The organism is Nostoc sp. JL23 (assembly GCF_017115065.1).
Taxonomy (GTDB): domain Bacteria; phylum Cyanobacteriota; class Cyanobacteriia; order Cyanobacteriales; family Nostocaceae; genus Nostoc; species Nostoc punctiforme_A.
The window spans coordinates 22675-41744 of sequence record NZ_JABXKN010000130.1 but is presented as its reverse complement, the minus strand read 5'-3'; the positions used below and the strand labels follow the sequence as shown (position 1 = coordinate 41744).

Sequence of the window (19070 nt, the reverse complement as noted above, 5' to 3'; positions counted from 1 at the left end):
CACCCTAATTTTAATTTTTTGCCTCTGAATGCTCTCAAATACTTATTTTTTCGTAGCTCCTTTTAGTGATCGCCTATTGTACCCAAGTTTCTCAAACCCAGTCCCCGTGAGCATTTGCCATTTGTGGATGAGTCTATTAATTATTCCTCCCCTGCCTCCCACCTCTTACCGATCCTCAAAACGGATGCAACAGCCGCCCCACAAAGTATTAGGGCTGCAAAACGAAAAGTTCCTTGGAACCCTGCAACGATCGCATCAGGAGGGGCAACAGAGACATCTGCACCCGCAGACATGCTAGCGATTAAGGCTCCAAATACTGCCCCAATTAGAGAAACTCCTACGGTGTTACCTGATGTACGTGATAAAGACAAAAGCCCAGAAGCAATCCCTAGCCGCTCTCTTGGTACTGCTCCCATAACAGTGCTGTTGTTGGGCGATTGGAATAAACCCAGACCAATGCCGTAAATAAAATACCGCGATACATAGCCAAACTCAGTAATTTGAGCGTCAAAAGTGCTAATCCCCAGACACCCGCCAATCATCAACCCCAGCCCAATTGAACTGATTAGTCGAGCGCCAAAGCGGTCTGAAAGGATTCCACCTAGTGGGGCAATTAACCCACTAAGTACAGGTGATACGGCTAGTAATAGCCCTACTTTTACGGTCGGATATTGCTTGACCCTCTCTAGAAAGAAAGGGACGATGAGTAGCGAACCGCCAATAACAATGAATGCTAACCAGCCACTTAGCAAACCCATACTCAACTGAAGGTTGCGAAACAGCTTTAGTTCTAGTAGTGGCTGCTTTAGAATCGCTTCAACTACCAAAAAAGTAGTGAAACTCACAGATGCGATCGCTAATAATATCAATGCATTCGTACTGCTAAAGCCCTGGCTTTGCCCTAGCGTCATACCCAGCCCAAAACTGCCCAGAGTCAATAAAGCCAATATGGCTCCCAAAAAGTCAAATGTCTGTTTGCCCTCAATGCGTGCAGAAGGTGGGACTACACGAGCTATTAAGAAACTAGCGATAATCCCCAAGGGTACATTGATGAAGAATATACTATGCCAGCCTGACCAGCTTAAAAGCAATCCGCCAGCAGAAGGGCCAAAAGCAATTCCCAGTGACACTACACTACCGATGACGCCAACAGCCCGACCTCGTTCGGAAGAGGGAAAAACTTCTGTGATAATTGCCAAACCAAGCCCAGATATGAATACAGCACCTAGTCCTTGCAGTGCCCGAAAGCCAATCAACCACTCAATACTAGGTGCAAAACCACATAGTAGCGAACTGAAAGTAAACAGAACAAGTCCCCCCTGGTATAAGGACTTCTTACCCCACATATCCCCCAAGCGGGTTGCTCCCAAAACTAAACCAGAACTGACCAACTGGTAACTCAATACAGCCCATTGGGTGGTAGGAAAACTGGTGTTAAAGGCTTGCACTAATGTGGGCAAAGCAACATTGATGATACCCACATCCAGGGTAGACATGAACACCCCAAGTCCGACACCGAGTAAGACCCAATTTTTTTGAGAGCCTGATAAAGCCAGAGGTTCTGCTTGGAATTGTGCCAACGTTTAGCCTCCGCCTTTGACTTTACGGTTGTGAATAGTTTGCATACGTATATTCATTTTAGGGTGCTATCCTCGCTACTAAGTTCGGGAAACTAAATTTGCCGCTTTCATCCTTAACGTTGGCGATTTTGTTGAGTGCGATGCCTGCGGCGGGCGTAGCCATCGCAGCAGATGCTTTGATTAAGAAATGCTCTCGATGAATTGAAAAATTGAGATTTATGTTCAGGTATTTACTTCTGAATCGGCAAGATTGGCTTTTTCACTTGTCATATATTTGGTAGAGTACTTAGGTACTCTTAACTCTGCACTCCTTGGGCTGTATCAACAATAAAAATCAACAAAATACGGCAACTTGATGTAGTTACTGTATTTGAGACTAGTTAGCAAACTATCATAGACAACTCTCAGAAGCAAGCTCTAGAGAAAATGGAGAATAGGGAATGGGAAATGTCAATTATTAAAGTTACATCTGCAACTGCAAATAAGTACCTTTTTGTATAAGTAATGACTCAAAAAGCTGCCTTATCTCGATTTGCTTTAGGATTTATTGCAGGCTTTGTCTCTGTTTTGCTATTTCATCAAGGTGTGTTGGCGCTGCTACATGCAGTAAATTTTACACCTCGCGCTCCTTATTCAACTGCACCGACACCACCATTAGGAATCCCGCAAATTTGGTCAAATGCATTCTGGGGAGGCATTTGGGGACTGATTCTAGTAGTAATTGCACCTCGTTTTCGACATGATAAAAACTATTGGTTAGGAGCTTTAGTTTTTGGTGCAATTGCTCCGACGCTAGTGGCTTGGTTTGTAGTCGCACCGCTCAAGGGTCAGCCCATCGCTGGTGGCTGGAAATTTGTGGGAATAGTGACAGGTTTATTGGTTAATGGTGCTTGGGGTGTGGGAACCGCTGGGTTGCTGAGATTATTCTCTAGGAGGCAATTGTTTAACAGCTAGAGTTTTAGGCACTTCTAAGTAGGTGGGTAATGTTTAGTATCATCCAAACTAATTTTCAGCATAAAGTTGAAAATGTGTATATTATTATTTGAGAATAATAGGTCAAAAAATAGCGATCGTATTATTCGCGTTAGACCAATTCTGTATAAAGATGTGTAGAAATTACCCCACTACCTGCGACGCTTCCTGCGAGTTCGGGAAGGTTGGGAGGGGTTTAAATGATGTGCAGCTTCACAGAGAATTGGCTTTGCTCAGTAAATCAAAGATCAAAATAATTTATTACAATGGATAATTTTGGGATTTACACACTTGCTAATGATGTGGTATTTGACCAACTAGTAGCTTTGCTAAATAGTATTGAGGTGAATGTTAGTCCAGACATTCCAATTTGTATTATTCCCTATGATGACCGCTTAAAACGAGTTAAAGAAGAGATACATTCTCGACCGAATGTCACCTTGTTTGATAATAAAAGCTCGATCAAAAAATGGGAAGATTTTGCCGTTCAAGTTTGGAACGCTTATCCAAGAAATAGCCGAAAAAATAAACCTTCTATCGAATGGAATAAAAAAAATAATTTAATCCGAAAAATGTGTGCTTTTGATGGTGAGTTTGAAAGATTTGTATTTTATGATGCTGATAGTTTGGCAATGAATAAATTGGACAAGGTTTTAGAAAAACTAGACCAATACGACTTTGTGTTTGATGACTGGGAACACACAAAACAAACTTCAGTTGCAGCTTTCGACTTGCCGAAGTTAGAACAAAAAATGTCTTTGCCTGAATCTGAAATCAGACGAGAAATTCACTGTTCTAGTTTTTTTGGTTCAAAAAAGGGTATTTTAGGCGTTGAAGAATTAAAAATACTCAAAAAGCGATTGATAGAAGATAAAGAAGTCGAATTGATTAACGAAATCGCTTGGTGGTGTGACGCAGATTTATTTAGTTACATGACTTTTAGAATTGCTCGACCACTATTTAACTTTACACTAAGTCCCAATGGTGAAGATAGAACTGGTAACTGTGCTAATGCAAATCCATTTGTGAACATTGATAATGTTCTTTACAACCAACAGGGATTAAAACCAATTCATCGCCTTCACTATATGGGCTATTCTTCTATTGGATTTACCCGCTTGTGTAAAGGTGAAGATGTCGATATTCGTTACAAAAATGAATTTTTGCACTATCGCTTTCTGAAGCAACCAGAGCAAAAACCAAAGCGATTAAAGCCACCCACCATAGCGGCTAGAAGCAATCGATTTATCAAAAAACTTTTGAATAAAATTAATCAAACAATTTCCTACACTTAGCTTTTGCCCAGCCTTGCTCATTAAGCATTTAGTTAGTGAGCAATGTCCACTCTCATCTTGCAAAAATGCCTAAAGTTAGTGTTTCCATTCCCACGTTTAATCGAGTTAATTTACTACCTTTCGCAATTGACAGTGTACTCAATCAGTCTGAGCAAGACTTTGAGCTAATTATTTGTGATGACGGTTCTAGCGATCGCACACCCGAATTGATGTCACAATACACTGACAATCGGATTAAATATATCCGTCATCAGCAAAATATTGGTAAAAGTAATAATATGCGCTCTGGCTTTGATGCTGCCAGTGGTGAATATTTTATCAAATTTGATGATGACGATCGGCTAACACCCGATTTTCTCGCAAGTACAGCGGCTATTCTTGCTCAAGACTCTAGCATTGATTTTGTTGGTACAGACCATTGGATAATTGATATTAACAATGTACGGGATGAGGCAAAAACTCAAGAAAATTCTCATCGCTGGGGTAGGAAGAATTTACCCGCAGGTGTTGTAAATAATTTGTTGGAAGTCGTATTTATTCAGCAAAGCTTTCAAGTTGGGGCGACATTATTTCGCCGTAAAACCTTGCAAGAATTAGGATATATGCAGCCAAATCTGCAAAATTGTGAGGATAATGATTTATTTGTGCGTCTAGCTTTGGCTGGAAAAAAGGGCTATTACTTACCAGAATTATTGATGGAATATCGCTCTCATGCAGAGCAGCAAGGTATTAATCGAGCGATTCCTTATTTATTTGATAAAATTCAGTATTTAGAAAGTTATAAGTTTGAGTCTGAGAAATTAGAGAAAGTCAGAAAAAATCGTTTAACTGAAACACAATTATTATTAGGTTTGCGTTTAATTGAAAAGGGTGAAACGCAAAAAGGCAGAGAGCTAGTTTTGGCGGGACAGTCTTTTTCGACTGCTAAAGCTTGGACTGGTTTAGGTTTATCGTTGTTACCAGTTGGGTTGCGAGGTAAGGCGTTTAATGCACTGCGACAGATGCAGAGTTAGAGGATGTTTGAAAAGTCTGTAGTAGTGTATCAAATATTTGTTTACCCCACCCTAACCCTCCCCTTGCAAAGGGGAGGGAACTAGATTTTCCGGTTTCCCCCCTTTACAAGGGGGGATTAAGGGGGGTGAAAATGTGATTAAACACAGCCAAACACTTTTAAAACAACCTCTTAGAGATTGACATATTGTGCAACTTACTTTTGACGTTATTTGGAAAAGAATATGGCAAATCTACCTATTTTGTGGAATAGTTGGGGTATGTTGGTAAGTTGAACTGGATCTCAGTTGACTAATCACCAAAAATGTACTAAGAGTTAAGGCTATTGATATAAGTGCGATCGCTAAAGAGTTAGTCTTCCAAAAGCTGAGTTTTCCTTGTGTATAAGCCGTATTGGCTATATTCACTTCCCGCCTAGCCTCTTCTAAAATTGATTGGAGAGCATTTATCTGCTCATCTTCTAGTTCTGCATACCTATCTTGTCTAAAAGCATTTTCTAGAATTTTTACCTTTTCCTCAGAAGATACTTGAGCAAGTTCTCTTTTGACAACTTCATAAGGATTAGTTTGCTTTACAGGTTGTGAGGATGGAGTTTGAAGGTTTGGTTGAAAATGTTGCTGATGTAATTTCTCCAGTTTCTCATGCTTGACGGGTTCTGAGGATTGATTTGGCCGAATTGGTAGTTGAATCGGAGTATCTTGTCGAATTTCTTTTTTTGTAAAACTGTAGACGTTATTTTGCGTTACAGGTTTTGATGATTGGTTTTGAGGTTTTGGAGGTTGAGTTGGGATACGCTGATTATTACCTATTTCATTTGTCTTCAATGACCATTTATACTCACTATCTTGCACAACCATATTCTTTAATGAAGAATACAAGTAATGGTTGACTTCCCGTCTTTCAACTCCTAGTATCTCAGCAATTTTTACTGCTCTTATGGGAGTGCCACGTTTTAAGATTTCAACAATTTTAGATTCCAGACTATCCATAATTAGCCCCGAATTATTCTTGCGACTCAGATGTAACTAACTTTTAAATAAACAAGATACGTGACCAGCTATCAACAATATCTACCATTTTATCGCTGCTTATACCTTTAATCTGTTTTTTGCCAATGGTAATTTTTACTCTTGCTAATATATCTTTCAAAGATTCAAATTTTTTCTTTTTACGTTCTTTTTCCAAACTTTCAGCAACCTGAATAGCTTTTTTATCAGTAAAACCAGCAGTTCTTAATCTGAAGGTCAGTTCTAGTAAACTTAAACTATTGAATGCATCTAAAGGTGTAATCTGTTTGGGGATCTGACTTTCAATCAACTTGAGAGTCTCGTATAGTTTCTGTCTTTCTTGTCTTTCTTGTGCCAGTTCTGACCTTAAATCATTAATTTGCTTTTCCAACAAATTAAAATCATTATTTTTTGAAATAGATTCTGAATGATTTGTTTTAATTGGAGTTTGAATTTCTGGTTTATTATCAGAAGCTAATTCCCTGAATGCAGCTACTTGCTTAAATATCTCATCCTCATTCTTAGGGGAAATTACAAAGGCATTTACCATTTCACATTGTCGAGGATTTTTTTCTCTTGCTCTAACAGCAGCATAATATTCAAAGTACCCATCAACTACTGTATAAGTCTCTAAACCTATAGTTTTCAAAACTAATGGTCTGATAATTCCCCCACTTTCTACAATCATATCGGCAAGGCTATTTAAAGCATCATTTGAGAAATTGGATGCAGGCACATCACAACTAATATTTTTTACATCTACAGTATAAAACTTCATTATTAATTAACTCCTATTTCTTCTAAAACTTCTTTAGCTAACATCTCAAATTCCATAGCAGATTGTTGAGCATTAATTTTTGATTCTGCATATTTGATAACTGATTTTGGGTCTGGGTATTCTAAATCTCCAACTGTTATAGTATTATTCATACATTCTGACAGAGAGGTTCTATCATAAATAACTGCTTCCATTAAAGGTAATTCATAGCGCTCAGATATAACACTTCTTTGTTTTGGAAAAGTGTACTGCAAAAATTTAGGGTTAGTTGAAATTTTAGAGGCAAGAACTCCTATTATCTTAATTGGCAGCTTGCCCATAAGTTCTCTAAATTCATTAATTTGCTTCAGAAAATTTTTAACTGTTGGTAAACCTTGGTTTGCAAATGGTTTTAAATCTGAAGGAATTATCAAATAATCAGAAGCAATCAGGGCAACTTCTGCATAATAATCTCTTGATGGAGGAGTATCAATAATTACAACATCATAATTTTTTTCTACATTTTTGAGTTTGAGAATAAGTCTACTTTTGCTAACTCCTATTCTAGTTAGAGTATCTTGCTTATCAATTAAGTTAATGTGTGATGGAACAACATCTATTTCTGGATTATTAAAAAAATGAGACTGACGCATAATTTCTGGAATAAAATTGAAATCTGACGATTCTAATAAACAAGATACATTTTGTTCGCGTAAATCATCATCTTCATCAAATTGAAATTTGATTAATCCTGTAGCAAAAGTAGTATTTGCCTGGGAATCTATATCAATTAACAGTACTTTTTTACCTTTTTTACTCAATGCTGCTGCAAGATTGACTGCAACAGTAGTCTTTCCAACGCCGCCTTTATTATGGTAGATTGCAATCGTTTTCATTGAATGTTGCCTCTTAGTTTCCAAATTTAAATTATTTTCATTTATTTGAATTTCTGGTTTATCTACTAACTGTCTTTCTTTCAGGCTATCTCTACCAATTAAACTTTTAATATTCTCTAAATTACTTTCAACTTCCTTCCCAGAACACTGAAATACTAATTGAATATCGTATTGTAATTTTTGATAAATTCTAATCTCTTTGCCATTAGTTAACAATCCATACCTGACATTCAAGCTGGTTAAATAATGCCTGAGTCGAGGGACATGATGATTTAAGTTTTGTTTGGGATGCTTTGCCTCCATGACAACACTCAGCGGTGAGTTGGCATCTAAGACAAAGGGAATCACTTGTGCAGCAAATGCTAAAAAATCTAAGCGGATGCTACCAATGGCAACTTCTTGATGCCAGGTGTCAGGAGTATAACCTAGCTGTGGTAGCAAATATTGCACTATGAGTTTGCTTTCAACTTCGCTTTCGTTACGGCACAGCTCAGGATTAAAAGGCAATATTTTTCTACCTCTAAATAATTATTGGACTTGGGACAAAACCTGATATTTGCTAGATTATGGCATAGCCTTAATTATGTTGAGTGATAGAAATCACTTATAAAATCTAAAAAATCATCACAAAATTAGTACCTCTGCTGATAAAGTAACCAATTTTGAGAGCTAGCCATATTCAAAATTAACAGGCTACGTATGTATTTCCCCATTATCCCTGTAAATGGCTAGAATCAAAGTGTTTACCTATTTGCGCTAAAGGTTTTGGCTACTGTATCTTGTCCCCACTGCCATCAACTTGTTGATAGTCAAGCTATTAGTTGTCCCTATTGTCGGACTACACTCAAAGCTTACGGTCATCCCGGTATTCCATTGCACCGCGCCGCTGGGGATGGGTATCTGTGCGACACCTGCACCTATCACGCTGATGATACTTGCAATTTTCCTAAACGTCCTTATGCCAAAGACTGTACCCTCTACCAAAATATTGAAGAGACAAAGTTAGAGTTGAAACAGCAGCATTACACTAACAGTTTTGCAATAACTGTGAAAAGTTGGGTAAAACGCAATCAGGCTTTGCTGTTGCTATTAGGTTTATTATTAGTCTGTTTGTTGTTCGTGATATTAAGGTCTTGATTTGGGTTTAGTGGGGAGCAAGGGAGGCAGGGGAGCAGGGGAGAGTTGCAGTAAGTAAGTTTTGTTTTCCCCTCTGCCTCTCTGCCTCTTGTACCCAATCCCTAACCTTCAAGCTGTGATGATTTTGGATGTTTCTGCAATAGGTTCAACTTGTATCAGTGGCGCTTTTTCTTCAAAGGTGGCTAAGTCGAACCAAAAAGTGGTGCCAATGCCGACTTCACTCACTAGATGGACTTTACTACGATGTCTGTCGATGATATTTCTGACAATCGATAAACCTAAACCCGTGCCTTCTAGGGTGTGAACTCGGTTTTCTACACGAAAGAAGCGTTCAAAAATTGAATGTTGATCTTCTGTGGCGATGCCAATTCCAGTATCGGAAATTTCAATCCGCACTGGTGCAGATTCGGTGTGAGTGGGTTTGAAATCTAGTTGGTAGGCGCGGATTGCTACTTTACCACCGGCTTTGGTGAATTTAAGGGCATTACCAATCAGGTTGCCAAACACTTGTACTAACAAATCGTAATTACCTAATACTAGCGGCAAATTAGGGCCAACTTCCTGAACAAGTTCAACACATTTATCTTTTGCATTGAGTTGGTAAGTACGCAGGGTTTGCTCGATCGCTTGGGCTAAATCTACGCCGTCGAAACTGTAGTTACGACCAGATTCGAGTTTTGACAAATCCAAAACATCGTTAACTAGGCGGGTGAGGCGATCGGTTTCATGGTTGACTGTTTGCAGAAACTCTTGGCGTTCTTGTAAAGCTAAATCTTCGCCATAGTCGTGCAGGGTTTCAATATAGGTTTTAATGTTGAATAGAGGCGTTCGCAGTTCGTGAGAAACGTTGCTGATAAATTGACTTTTTGCGTCGTTTAGTTCGACCTCACGGGTTATATCTTGAATAGTAATCGCAATACCTTTAATACTTTCCCTTTGTAGGTTGAGTACTGTAGTCAAGAGAATGCGGATTGTCCGTGGGATGGGTTGGTTAATAAAAATTCGGAATTCGGCGCTTTCGCATTCACCTGCTGCCATTTCGTACAAAGGACGGGTAATTTCGGTTTGTACTGATGCTGGTAAGTGATGTAAGACATTGCAACCTACTACATTAGCGGCTTCCCAGCCAAAAATTCGCTTTGCTGTGGGGTTGACTAAAATCACCTGCATGTTGTTATCAATCAATACAGCCCCATCTGCGATCGTGGAAACTAGGGTTTCTAGTTTGGCTTTTTCTGCGGTCAGTTCCTCAATATTCTGTTCTTCATAGCGCTCTAATCGCTCTGCCATTTCATTAAAACTTAAAATTAATTCCCCTAGTTCCCCCCCTAAAGGTAAATTAATGCGCTGCTTAAAATTCCCGGTAGCAATTTGCTTTACCCCCACTAGCAGTTCTTTAATGGGCTTGGTGATGGTCAAGGCGTTAATCACTCCTGCCAAAATCACCATTACCCAAATTGTGATAAAAACGGCAATGGTGACATCGCGGGTAAAATTGGTGGAGATAATAGCGGTCTGATTGGGGTTGATCCCGATCGCTAATACACCTAAGTATTTTTTATTGACAATCAGGGGAATAAATACATCGGTAACTATCCCATCTGGGGTCGTGTGTTGCCGCACCATCGGCTTTTCCCCATCGCCAGGGTAATCTTCTGGCAGTTGTATTCGCCGTTTAATGGTAAGGGAGTTTTCTACCTCAGCCTCCCAAAAAGGAATGCCAAAAAAGATTTCCCCGTTTTCATCGGCGTAGAGCATATAACGCACGCTAGAGGTGCTGCTATAGAAGCGTTGGGAAAATTGGGCAACCTCAGTGAGATTATTGTCCGCGATTAAGGGGGCAACGTTGGCAGCAAGCAGCAGCCCCAAATCACGACCAAAGCGGGTGTCATTCATCCGCGCATCCTGCTGAATTGTATTTACAGCCCAGAAGGTCAAACCACTCATCACCAATGAAACGACCATTGTGGCCACAGCCAGCAGTTTAGTCTGGAGGGTGAACTCCGACCACCAACTTGCGATCGCATCTCGAATTGTTTTTAACAGATTTAGCATCTTAAATAAAGTTGTTAGTAGTCTTTGTTATAAAGCCCAACAACTTAAAAATTAACAGTTAATTTGACAAATATGTTAGGGAAATGGGGAATGGGGCATTGGGCATTGGGCATGGTGAATAACTCTTAACTCCTAACTCTATAACCGATATCTCTCCGGTAATACATCCCTGCAAACTGAATATGTTTGATACTAGCGTAGGCTTGGGCGATCGCTTGCTCAAAATTTTCTCCGATTCCTGTCACATTTAATACTCGACCCCCATCTGTGACTACTTCTTGTTGCTGGTTTAATTTTGTACCTGCATGAAATACAGTTGCTCCTGCTGCTTCTGCTTCCTCAATGCCAGTAATCACCTGGCCCTTTTCATATTCTCCTGGATAACCACCGGAAGCGGCAACGATAGTGGCAGATGCTCCCCCTTTCCAAGCAATGGGCGGCAATTCACTTAAGCGTTGCTGTACACAGGCTAGAATCAACTCTTCTAGGGGTGTTTCTAACAGTGGCAAAATCACCTGGGTTTCAGGATCGCCAAAGCGACAGTTAAATTCCAAAACCTTCAAGTCGCCATCGGGTGCAATCATTAACCCAGCATACAGTACGCCTCGGTAATCAATGCCTTTAGCTCTTAAGGTAGCGATCGCTTTTTCTAGTACTTCTGTTTGAATGCGTGCCATCAACTCTGGTGTAGCGATGGGTGCGGGGCTGTATGCTCCCATCCCCCCAGTATTTTCGCCCGTATCGCCGTCACCAATTCGTTTATGATCTTGGGCTGGCAACAAGGGTCTAATTGTTAACCCATCAGTCAATGCTAAAACTGACACCTCTTGCCCAAGCAAACATTCTTCAATGACGACAAATTCACCAGCACTACCAAATTGTCCTTGAAAAATTGCATCAATGGCACTTTCTGCCTGTGCAACAGTTTCAGCTACCGTTACACCCTTACCAGCCGCCAAGCCATCAGCTTTAACAACAATGGGCGCTCCCTGAGATTTTACGTAAGATTTTGCTGCCATAGCCTCAGTAAATACCGCAGCCCGTGCCGTCGGAATCCCTGCTTCTTGCATCAGGGCTTTTGCCCAAGCTTTACTCGCCTCAATTTGCGCTCCAGCTCTGACTGGGCCAAATACCATCAATCCTTTATCTTGGAGGTAATCTGTGATTCCCTTAGATAGGGGGACTTCTGGCCCAACTATCACCAGAGTTATGCCATGTTCTAGAGCATATCGGCTCATCCCCTCAAAATCATCCATTGCTAAAGGCAAGTTTTGGCAACGTTCCATAGTTGCTGTGCCCCCATTCCCTGGTACACAGACAACTTGCTCAATTTGCTTAGATTGCAACAGTTTCCATGCCAGAGCGTGTTCGCGCCCCCCATTACCGACAACTAAAACTTTCACTGATTTCCTCGTGCGTCCCTTGCAAAATGAGAATACCTGATTCGACTCTCGCGGATCAATTTTTTCATCAATTCTCACACTTGTGCAAGTTTCTTCTGATTTACAGCAGAATTCAGGAGTCAGAATAGGCTCATTGGTGTCAACTTAAGCACAAATGCTTGTCCCACATACGCTTTAACCCACCCCGATGCTTTGGCTACAGTGTACACACAAGTCCTAAAAACCTAGCTTGATAAGACTTTCCTCGTTTTTCCTCGTTCCCAGTCTCAGACTGTCCATGCATTCATTGAGTCAGAGACTCAATGCCAGATTGGAGGCAGAGCCTCAACGAGGGGCATTCCCATGCTCATAACTATTTATCCACCACTTTAATTATTTCATCTGCTAACCTATTTTAGCTTTTGAATTCCAACTGCATTTATTCTCAAAATTAAATTTGATTAATTAGTATAATTTTAATTTTTATTGTTAATAATTACCAAATCAAGTTAATAACATATTTTTAGCGCAAGTGTATTAGTTGAATTATTTTTGCTAATACGACTCCAATTATCTATGAAACAATCCTCAATCAATAACCAATTTTTGATTATAATTATTAACTTGTGAATATTGCGGTTAATCAGGATATAAAAAATCGGCAGCATGGCTAAAATTATCGTTACTGGAGTCGCAGGCTTTATTGGTTCTCAGCTTGCAGAAACATTGCTAGAACAAGGAGAAGAAGTAATCGGGATTGATGAATTCAATGATTATTACGATCCGATGTTAAAGCGTAACAATGTTGCACACTTACATCGCTCACCTGGCTTTACATTAATTGAAGGAGATATGCAGTTTTTAGATTGGCAGAAACTCCTAAAAGATGTTGATGTAGTTTACCATCAAGCGGCACAAGCAGGGGTCAGAGCAAGTTGGGGTAAAGCTTTTCGAGGCTATACAGAACGAAATGTTAATGCTACACAAGTTTTGCTGGAAGCAGCTAAAGATGCTAAACACCTGAAAAGATTAGTGTTTGCCTCTTCATCTAGTGTATATGGTGATGCAGAAACATTACCTACCCACGAGAGAATTTGTCCTCAACCGGTTTCTCCTTACGGCATTACAAAGCTAGCAGCAGAGTTTTTATGTGAACTGTATTACAAGAACTTTGGTGTGCCCTGTGTGACATTGCGCTATTTTACAGTTTATGGCCCCAAACAGCGCCCAGATATGGCATTTAATAAGTTTTTTCAATCCATTTTGCACGATGAGGCGATTCCTATTTACGGCGATGGCCAGCAAACGCGGGAGTTTACGTTTGTTAGTGATATCGTCGCCGCTAATTTAGCCGCCGCCACCGCATCTCAAGCAGTGGGAGAAATCTTTAATATTGGTGGTGGTAGCAGGGTGGTTTTAGCAGAAGTCTTAAATACGATTGAAGAAATTGTTGGGAAGCCAATCAAAAGAAACCACATAGAAAAAGCGATGGGAGACGCGCGCCACACGGCTGCTGATGTATCTAAAGCGCAGAAAATTCTCGGATATCAGCCGCAAGTCTCCCTAAAAGAGGGTTTGACGCAGGAATGGGAGTGGGTGAAATCTTTGTATTCCCTATCTTCCTAATTTTCCTCATTTTCTTTATCTGTTTAACCGTCTTGCCTTTAGCTGGTAGTCAAAACAACACCTTAGCGCACAGCACGCTTGCGCTCACTTTTACGAGTACCCCCAGCCATCTGATATTGATGGCTATTTTTACCAAACTTATAAGCAACACCAAGCAAAATTTTTTCAGAATAGTCTGCCAAATCACGTTCATTTTCGGTGATTTGGGTTAATAAAACATCAATAGTAGAGAGAGTAGTATTGTAGGCTTCTAAAGATTGACGGAGACTTTCAATTTTATCAGTATAATCTTTAACTGTTAAACTATCTCCTACATCTAGAGTAGGACTGATAGATTTAATACTTGCCAAGCGCATCTCAGCTTTGCTAAGAATACGTGAATCGCGTTTTGGTCTTGCCATTAATACTCCTTGATCTGAAAAGATAACCTAAACTTTTAGTAATTCCATAGTGGACAATTTTTTAAAAGGTTGTCCTGAGTAAAATTATTTATTTTTTTTTAAAGACTAAAATTTGAGTATTTTCACTAATTTTATCCCCCTTGCTGCTTCTCTCAATTTTGGGAGAAGAGGAGCCAATTTCAAAGTCCCTCTCCCAATTTTGAGCTACGGTCGAATTACCCCCCTTAATCGTGATGTGTGTACACCGTAGCCCAATTTTGGGAGAGGGATTTAGGGTGAGGGTTTTGGATTCATGCAAGAAGTCTAGTAAACCCGCTCTTACTTTTTTCTTACTCAAGACTCAGTAAAGTTAAGGCAGAAGTTGCTACAGCAAAAGCAGAAGTTCTTACAGGGAAGACGGAAGTTCCTACAGACTGCGCAAAACACCGAAACGTCAAGACGGAAGTTGTTACAGGCTGCGCAAAACACTGAAATGTCAAGCCGGAAGTTCTTGCAGGGAAGACGGAAGTTGTTACAGGCTGCGCGAAACACCGAAATGTCAAGGCGGAAGTTCTTGCAGGGAAGGCGGAAGCTGCTACAGGCTGCGCGAAACACCGAAACGTCAACCCTGGAGCAATATTTTTTGATGTATTAGGGACTTCCAACAAATAAATTATCCAATCTTGCAGGGATTGGTAATTTGGCTCAATTTTAAGCACGAGTGTTAATTTTATCTGCAACTATTGGGCAATTTCAGAATGTTAAATTAGTATTTGCTTGGACGCAGGCTACTCAGACAACGCTTTTGTTAGGACAAGCTAACTTTTGTCATGGAATTTGATGTTTGTTTTTATCGCTTTCAAAAAATATTTGAAGTGACTTACAGGTATCTTGAATTTAGGCGATCGCCTGTCTAATTAGTTCAACCTTTAGCTTACTTATTCCCATGATTGAAATTCATCAATGGCGCTACGAATTAAGGAAGTTATTTGAGCGCGACGGGTTTCAAAGTTGGCGGCGATGTAAATCAGTAAAATGCCAACTAGCAAACCAACAACCCATTTTAAAAAGGAGTACTGCAAGCTGAAAATTACCGATTGATAGATTGTAGTAATTAAAAAAGTGGCTGTACCAATGTAGAGAAAAGCCCGTACTCGCAAAGCTAATCCGGCAAAAATGGCGATGAGACTGAAAATCCCCGGTATCCAAGCTGTATTTTGATTAAATAAAATTGCCCACCCACAAATTAAACCACTCCCTAGCACTCTCAAAAAATGACGAGATGTTTTGTACTCTGGTAGCTTCAGTTGGGTATCCACTTGAGCAATATAAAGCAGTGATAACCCAATTGGTGTTACATACCACAAAGTATCAGTCAGGTGTAAGGAATCAAACCAACGGTAAAGTGCCCAATCAATCAACACCACACTAATATAGGTGAAACGGATGTTTTCACCTACTTTTGCTAAAAAGATGTAAAATCCAGCTGCGAGTACTAAGGTAATCGGGTAAGTTTGCAGTCTAGTTTCCCATAAAATTATCAGTGGTGTGATGTATGCAGCTTGTTGCCAAGGTCTTTTAGACCAACCCCAATTTTCCCAAGGTAGGATGTACAAAAAGTAGGCTACCACACAAGCGATCGCACCATTCCAAGGAACTAATGGCCCAGCCCAAAATCGCCCTACTGCTGTCTCCCGCCAATAAATCCTCATGCCGGCTACCTCTAATAAGCCAAGGTAAACCCACATCTCGGCAATTGTAATTCCTCCCAAGATGCTGGGGGAAGTGCGGAAATTTCGTCCCTGAAAGATGGCATAGCGAATCAAAAATACTCCAGTTCCCAATCCCACCAAACGGTTAACTGCAATGGGTGTAATAATAGCAGCCATTAATAAACAGCTACTCCAAACCCAGTGAATATGGGCAATTCTTTTCAATTCTTGGGGAGTTAGGTGTAAGTAGCTGACTAGCCTTGGCGACAGAATGCAGTAAGTATACATGATACTCGCGCCAAGAGTAGACATGGCAATTAATCCATCACCTAATGCTCCTCCTGAAGCTTGTGACATTTGATAGAACAAAAGTTCATAAGCAGAAATTGATACGCCAATAATTCCTAAATACAGCAAGGGTTTGAAGCTCTCGTGCCGTCGCCCCACGCCAATAATAATTAAAGCTACACCCAAGGAATACAAACCTGTCCACTTGGTAAAGGTATTCAAACGCAGCAATACACTAAATGCACCATAAATTAATGGCAAAATGTGCAGGCTGCTAGGAAACCTTTCTAATTGATGTCGTCGCCGCCACCACTCGCCGACAAGTTGAGTAATTAAACCCAAGGCGATGTTTGCGATCGCAATTCTAATAATTGAACGTTCCCCCAACCCTAACACTTGGGTAATTAACAATTCCAAACACCAACCAATACTATAAAATGCCCAATTTGTCGGTTCGCGCCAACTGCGATAAACAATGGCTGCCAAGGTAATTACAGTGGCAATTAAGAACAAAAATCCTGAAGTCGTAAACCCTTGGTAAATCAACACTGAGTGCAGCGTCAAACTTAATAATTCAACACTACACAAAGCGATCGCCCATTTATCACTGGCGGCTGCATAGATAACAGCTAATTCGTTACCGCGTCGGCTGAAAACAGTCCGCGCTAACCATAGACTTAGAGTTGCGATCGCTCCTACAACAAACCAACCGGCTACCGCTAGGCGAGGAAAACCAGGCACACCAGTCCACAGCAGCACCCCAACGAAACTTAAAACAAATCCTTCTGTAATTACCGCAGATACTTGGTTTCGCAAATAGCGCGTATTTGCAAACATCAATCCAGCACCTACAGCCAAACTAATTAATCTGATTCCTGGTAGCTGTAAAGTTAGTAGCTGGGCAATTATCACAGCCAAGACACTCAAGTAACGGCTAGTAATCCGACGCTCTATAATTGTGGCATTGGCAACACCTGTGAGAGCTAGAGGCGTAACTAGCCATAAAACTCCCCAATCAGATCGACTATCAGCGATGCCATACCAAGAGGATTCTGCATTCATCCACAAGAGGAAAAAACTAGCTGCGGCTAATCCTAAACCGATATCCCATGCACTACGTTGCCATAGTCCTTCCTGCAAGCTAAATCGCCATTCTGCAACCATGAGAGCCAATAAAATACTTGCCCAGCATTGTTGACTCAGGGTTGGGAATAACCAATTAATGGTAAAGCAAAACGTCAGCACCCCCATAATGTGAGTTAGGTATACCAGGGCAAGAGATGACGGGGAGCGGCGTTGAGTAACAAATGCCAGAGTGGCGGTAGAAAATAGCAGATTTAGCGATCGCAATGCGGGATTTACGAGAGCGATCGTTGTTAAAAAAGCTCCAAATAACAGAGCGAGCAGTTCGCCAAATTTAGCTAATTCTCGCTTTTGGCTGCGATAAAAGCTATCTGTAAGCGCCACCATCAAAATTACGTAGGGAAATAAAGCGATACCCAGTAATGCCCAAGGTTCATTTTGAGAATTGGTGAGTTGAGTACTAGTTGCGATCGCTAATTTTTGTAAGCTATCAGGTACTAATCGCCAGCCTAGCAAAATCGTCTCTAAGCCGATGACGAAAACCCCTGCAAAGTCTCGCTTTAAACTGTACTGCCACAAGCGACTCCCCACAAACCACAAACCCAAACCACTGACAGCTATTGCTTGCCAAGGATAATTTACTACCGATACCACCCAACCCAAAAAGAGTAAAACGCCCCCAAGCCTTTCCCAGAGTAAGAGAGATGAGGGAGACAAGGGAGACGAGGAGAATATTAATGTTACTTCCCCTGCTCCCCCGCTCCCCCGCTCCCCTGCCTTCCTCCTTCCCTGCTCTGCTAACCAAGTCATCAACCAGCCACAAATGCCAATAGCTAACCCCAACAGTGTGACATCTACCTTGGTAACAAAAATTGCCCGCACTAACAATACTATTAAAGAATAAATAATTACAGCAGCAGGTAAACTAATACTTAGCCTACGGCGATCGTCGCTGACAGTACGAGGCTGTTGGAAAAGATTGTGATAAACGGTAATGATAGTTGTAGCGATCGTTGCCAGATAAACAGCAATTAAAGGAAATTCTCTTAACTGCCAACCCCAATGCAGATAACTCAACCCTAAAATATTTACTAGAGGTAATTTGCCAGGATGTAAATTAGTAAAAATAGTCCGATTTTTGGAGAGTAAAACAGTTATAGCAGTTAGGGTAGGACAGGCGATCGCAACTACAATCCAATCCACAGGATTTTGCCACAATTTAAAGCTATCCATTGCCCAAAAATTCACAGGCACTAACAAAAGAGTGGCAATCAGCAACGTCTGAGCCGTCAATCTGAGGTTATTTTGCCTAGTCGCCCAAAAGCTTAATCCCCAAAAACTCAAAGTATAAGCAAATAAAACCCCGTATTGTCCAGAAGCAGGAAACCTCGCCCATTGACTAGCAGCCAGTACCCCAGAAGATACGACTACCAGGAAAACCCCTAGAAAAAGTAGCCAACGGACACTTAGTTCTGCTCCCAAGGACTGCAACATTGTGCCGATGAAGTTGGGTTTAGCTGGTTTTTGTTGTGGTTGTTTACCGCTACTAGATTGTAAAACTGCTATGGGCAACTGCTGCACGGGGTCGGAAGTTGCAAATACTACCTTTGTTTGAGCTTCAGCTTGGGGTTGCAACACCACCGCACACACCAGAAACTCTCGACATAACTGCCTGACTTGGGCATCAGATATTAGACCTAAACGCAGCCATATATCCAGCCCTTCTAATAACTGAGGATGGGAAGATGGCAGTCTGATTTCAATTTTTAGCGGGCGCTCAAGGGGCGATGACATAAGCGGCAGCAGTACAAGTACTTAAATTATTTGTTTAATTAAAGTATATTTTTGCTTTAACTGTGCCACTTATCAGGCTAATTGATATTAATTTT

At 40.7% G+C, this 19070-nt stretch carries 13 protein-coding genes; 5 read left to right on the top strand and 8 right to left on the bottom strand.

Features of this window, described 5'->3' with window-relative positions; all coding sequences use genetic code 11:
• Positions 1–140 precede the first annotated feature (140 nt).
• The gene (locus HWQ42_RS27345; RefSeq protein ID WP_292817433.1) at positions 141–1580 is read right to left on the bottom strand and encodes an MFS transporter; all 1440 of its coding nucleotides are present in this window, start codon (positions 1578–1580) and stop codon (positions 141–143) included.
• Between the two features lie 504 nt (positions 1581–2084).
• Between HWQ42_RS27345 and HWQ42_RS27340 the strand changes: the two genes are divergently transcribed.
• The 3 genes from HWQ42_RS27340 to HWQ42_RS27330 all read left to right on the top strand — a co-directional run bounded on the left by HWQ42_RS27340 (position 2085) and on the right by HWQ42_RS27330 (position 4860).
• Positions 2085–2534, top strand: a complete 450-nt coding sequence (locus HWQ42_RS27340; RefSeq protein WP_292817431.1) for a hypothetical protein — start codon at positions 2085–2087, stop codon at positions 2532–2534.
• 284 nt (positions 2535–2818) lie between these two features.
• The gene (locus tag HWQ42_RS27335) at positions 2819–3847 is read left to right on the top strand and encodes an Npun_R2821/Npun_R2822 family protein (protein ID WP_292817429.1); all 1029 of its coding nucleotides are present in this window, start codon (positions 2819–2821) and stop codon (positions 3845–3847) included.
• A 65-nt stretch (positions 3848–3912) separates the two neighbouring features.
• Complete coding sequence (locus tag HWQ42_RS27330) at positions 3913–4860, top strand: glycosyltransferase (RefSeq protein ID WP_292817427.1); 948 nt, start codon at positions 3913–3915, stop codon at positions 4858–4860.
• 231 nt (positions 4861–5091) lie between these two features.
• On the opposite strand, the gene HWQ42_RS27325 is transcribed toward HWQ42_RS27330, so the two are convergent.
• From HWQ42_RS27325 to HWQ42_RS27315, 3 genes are read right to left on the bottom strand one after another with little or no spacing between them, the layout of a single operon-like run.
• Positions 5092–5847, bottom strand: coding sequence for a hypothetical protein (locus HWQ42_RS27325; protein WP_292817425.1), 756 nt, complete (start codon positions 5845–5847; stop codon positions 5092–5094).
• Between the two features lie 43 nt (positions 5848–5890).
• Positions 5891–6643 carry a chromosome partitioning protein ParB gene (locus HWQ42_RS27320; RefSeq protein ID WP_292817423.1) on the bottom strand — a complete coding sequence of 251 codons (753 nt, stop codon included), beginning with the start codon at positions 6641–6643 and terminating at the stop codon, positions 5891–5893.
• A gap of 2 nt (positions 6644–6645) precedes the next feature.
• Entirely contained in the window at positions 6646–8025 is a 1380-nt protein-coding gene (locus HWQ42_RS27315) for an AAA family ATPase (protein WP_292817421.1), read from the bottom strand.
• Between the two features lie 258 nt (positions 8026–8283).
• Here HWQ42_RS27315 and HWQ42_RS27310 point away from each other — a divergent pair, with 258 nt between their 5' ends.
• Positions 8284–8655 (top strand): zinc ribbon domain-containing protein, encoded by a 372-nt coding sequence (locus tag HWQ42_RS27310; RefSeq protein WP_292817419.1) that lies wholly within the window; start codon positions 8284–8286, stop codon positions 8653–8655.
• Between the two features lie 108 nt (positions 8656–8763).
• Here HWQ42_RS27310 and nblS read toward each other — a convergent pair whose 3' ends face one another.
• On the bottom strand, positions 8764–10710 hold the full coding sequence (gene nblS, locus HWQ42_RS27305; protein WP_292817417.1) for a two-component system sensor histidine kinase NblS: 1947 nt from the start codon (positions 10708–10710) through the stop codon (positions 8764–8766).
• 125 nt (positions 10711–10835) lie between these two features.
• Positions 10836–12113 carry a phosphoribosylamine--glycine ligase gene (gene purD, locus HWQ42_RS27300; RefSeq protein ID WP_292817415.1) on the bottom strand — a complete coding sequence of 426 codons (1278 nt, stop codon included), beginning with the start codon at positions 12111–12113 and terminating at the stop codon, positions 10836–10838.
• Between the two features lie 645 nt (positions 12114–12758).
• Here purD and HWQ42_RS27295 point away from each other — a divergent pair.
• Positions 12759–13718, top strand: a complete 960-nt coding sequence (locus HWQ42_RS27295; RefSeq protein ID WP_292817413.1) for an NAD-dependent epimerase/dehydratase family protein — start codon at positions 12759–12761, stop codon at positions 13716–13718.
• A 62-nt stretch (positions 13719–13780) separates the two neighbouring features.
• Here HWQ42_RS27295 and HWQ42_RS27290 read toward each other — a convergent pair whose 3' ends face one another.
• The gene (locus tag HWQ42_RS27290) at positions 13781–14119 is read right to left on the bottom strand and encodes a hypothetical protein (RefSeq protein ID WP_292737940.1); all 339 of its coding nucleotides are present in this window, start codon (positions 14117–14119) and stop codon (positions 13781–13783) included.
• Between the two features lie 917 nt (positions 14120–15036).
• Positions 15037–18975, bottom strand: a complete 3939-nt coding sequence (locus HWQ42_RS27285) for a DUF2157 domain-containing protein (RefSeq protein ID WP_292817411.1) — start codon at positions 18973–18975, stop codon at positions 15037–15039.
• Positions 18976–19070 lie beyond the last annotated feature (95 nt).